We start from the raw sequence: 2,430 nt of genomic DNA on the forward strand, positions 1-2,430 counted from the left end.
GGGTTGCTCGGCTCGCCCTCCGGGCTCGGTTGTCGCCCTTCGGGCTCGTCCTCAATCGCCGGACGGGCTTGAGGTGGCTCGCGTTGCCCTCGGCCGCGGGACGTCCCTCAAAACGCCGGGCCGGCTCGGCATAGGTCCGGGCGGTGCTCGGTGGGGTGGCTAGCCGAATGCCACGCAGGATGCTGCGGGGAGTCGTAGCGAACCTGTTCTCACCGGGGTTCCCGTCTTCTCGTCCACGGTGAACCAGGTCACGTCGCCGGAGCGTTCGTTCGCCGCGTAGAGGAAGCGGGCCGTGGGGTGGAGGGAGAGGTCGCGGGGCCAGTGGCCGCCGCAGGGGGTCGTGGAGCGGAGCGTGGGGTGTTCGCCCGTGGCGTCCAGGGCGAAGAGCGAGAGGACGTCCTCGCCGCGGGTCGCGGTCCACAGGAAGCGGCCGTCGGGGGACACCACGATCGCGGACGGGAAGGCCTCGGTGCCCGGGGTGTCGGGCAGGACGAGGTGCTCCGTCAGCGGCTTGAGCGTGCCGGTGGTGGCGTCCCAGCGGCAGACCGTGAGGGTCGGGGTGAGCTCGTTCAGCACGTACACGTAGTGGCCCGACGGGTGGAAGGCCAGGTGGCGGGGGCCCGAGCCGGGGCGCAGGGCCGTCTCGTGGTGGACGGTGAGACGGCCGTCGTCGGTCAGGGCGCAGACGCGGAGCGAGTCGGTGCCGAGGTCGACGCTCAGCAACCAGTTCCCGCTCGGGTCGCCCATGATCTGGTGGGCGTGCGGAGTCTGCTGGCGCTGGGGATGCGGGCCCGAGCCCGTGTGCCGCAGGACGTCGCGGCCGGCCGGGTCGGGGGTGCCGTCGGCGCGCAGCGGGAGCGCGGTGACGCTGCCGGAGCCGTAGTTGGCGGTCAGGACGTGGCCGGACCAGACCGACAGGTGCGTGGGGCCGTCGCCGTCCACGGGGGCGGGCGGTCCTGCCGGGGTCACGGGTGTCGTGCCGGTGCGGTACGCGGTGACCGAGCCGTCCCGGGTCTCGCTGACCGCGTACAGCAGGGTGCCCGCGACCGTCAGGTACGAGGGGTCGGGCGTCTCGTCCGTGGCGGCGAGGAGCGTCAGCGCGCCGTCCGTCGGGTCGACCGCGGCGGTGGCGATGCCCCGGCCGCCCGCCGCGGTGAACGATCCGATGTAGGCCCGCCCTGACTGGCTCCCGGTCACTGCTTCCCCTTTCGGCGTACGGGCCCTGTGCCCGTGCGCCGACCGTAGCAGCGGGTCTAGACCAGGTCGTGCCAGGGAGTCGGCTGCCTGTCGTGCCGGGTCACCGCCCGCTCCTCGCCGCGGGCCCGTGCGTGGGCGTCGGGATGGTGGACGAACGAGGGGGTGCTCTCGGTGGTGTCGTACGTGCGGTGGAAGACCGCGGTCGTCGAGCCGGACATCGGCGGCACGATCCACGACCAGTCGGCGCCGACGGTCCGGCCGCGGGCCTCCTCGCGGCCGATGTGGGTCAGGAAGCGGTGGGACTCGGTGTGGTGGTCGGCGATGGTGACGCCCGCCCGGTCGAAGGAGTGCAGCACCGAGCGGTTGAGTTCGACGAGTGCCCGGTCCTTCCAGAGGCTGCGGTCGCTGCTCGTGTCGAGGCCCAGGCGGTGGGCGAGGTAGGGCAGGAGGTTGTAGCGGTCGGTGTCGGCGAGGTTGCGGGCTCCTATCTCGGTGCCCATGTACCAGCCGTTGAACGGGGCCGCGCCGTAGCAGATGCCGCCGATCTCCAGGCACATGTTGGCGAGGGCGGGCACCGCGTGCCAGCGCAGCCCGAGCTCGGGCCACCAGGTGAACTCCGGGTGCTGGAGCGGGACTTCGAGGACCGCGTCCGGGGGCAGGTCGAAACAGCGGGGCTTCTCGTGCGGTACCCGCTGGACGACGAGCGGCAGGACGTCGAAGGGGGTGCCGGCCCCGCCGTGCCAGCCCAGGCGGCGGGCGAGCGCGGTCAGGCCCGCGCCGCGCGGATCACCGACGACATGGCCGTCGCGCTGGACGTAACCGGCGTAGCGGATGAGCTGTTCGTTCCAGATGCGCGGTCCGGGCCTGCCGGGTGCGTCCGGGGCGAAGACCGTGATCAGCGGGCGGATGCGGCCGCCGGGCGCCGCCTCGCGCAGGTGGTCGGCGCAGGCGGCGGCGATCTCCTGCGCTCCGGTGAGCCCGCGCAGGTCGCGCACGCGCAGGGAGCGCCAGTACAGGCGGCCTATGCAGCGGTTGGCGTTGCGCCAGGCGACACGGGCGCCGAAGACGAGCTCCTGCGGGGTGTGGGTGTACGTGCCGGTGGCGGCCAGTTCCGTGTCGATCTCGGCGAGCCGGGGTGCCGGGTCGCCGAGCTGCTCCTCGCTGTGGTGGCGGCGGACGAAGTCGGCCGCCGCGCGTGCCACCTCTGCGGGGCGCAGGCCCTCCGGCTCCGGG

The 2,430-nt window shown here is 73.6% G+C and carries 2 protein-coding genes; both read right to left on the bottom strand.

Annotated features, from left to right (window positions below; translation table 11 throughout):
* Positions 1 to 159: 159 nt before the first annotated feature.
* Positions 160 to 1,197 carry a lactonase family protein gene (locus tag G3I40_RS42010; RefSeq protein ID WP_164560057.1) on the bottom strand — a complete coding sequence of 346 codons (1,038 nt, stop codon included), beginning with the start codon at positions 1,195 to 1,197 and terminating at the stop codon, positions 160 to 162.
* Between the two features lie 56 nt (positions 1,198 to 1,253).
* A complete protein-coding gene (locus G3I40_RS42015) occupies positions 1,254 to 2,414 on the bottom strand; it encodes a nitric oxide synthase oxygenase (protein ID WP_164560058.1) in 1,161 nt (386 codons plus the stop codon).
* Positions 2,415 to 2,430 lie beyond the last annotated feature (16 nt).

This window comes from Streptomyces sp. SID14478, assembly GCF_010548525.1.
In the GTDB taxonomy this organism is placed as follows: Bacteria; Actinomycetota; Actinomycetes; order Streptomycetales; family Streptomycetaceae; genus Streptomyces.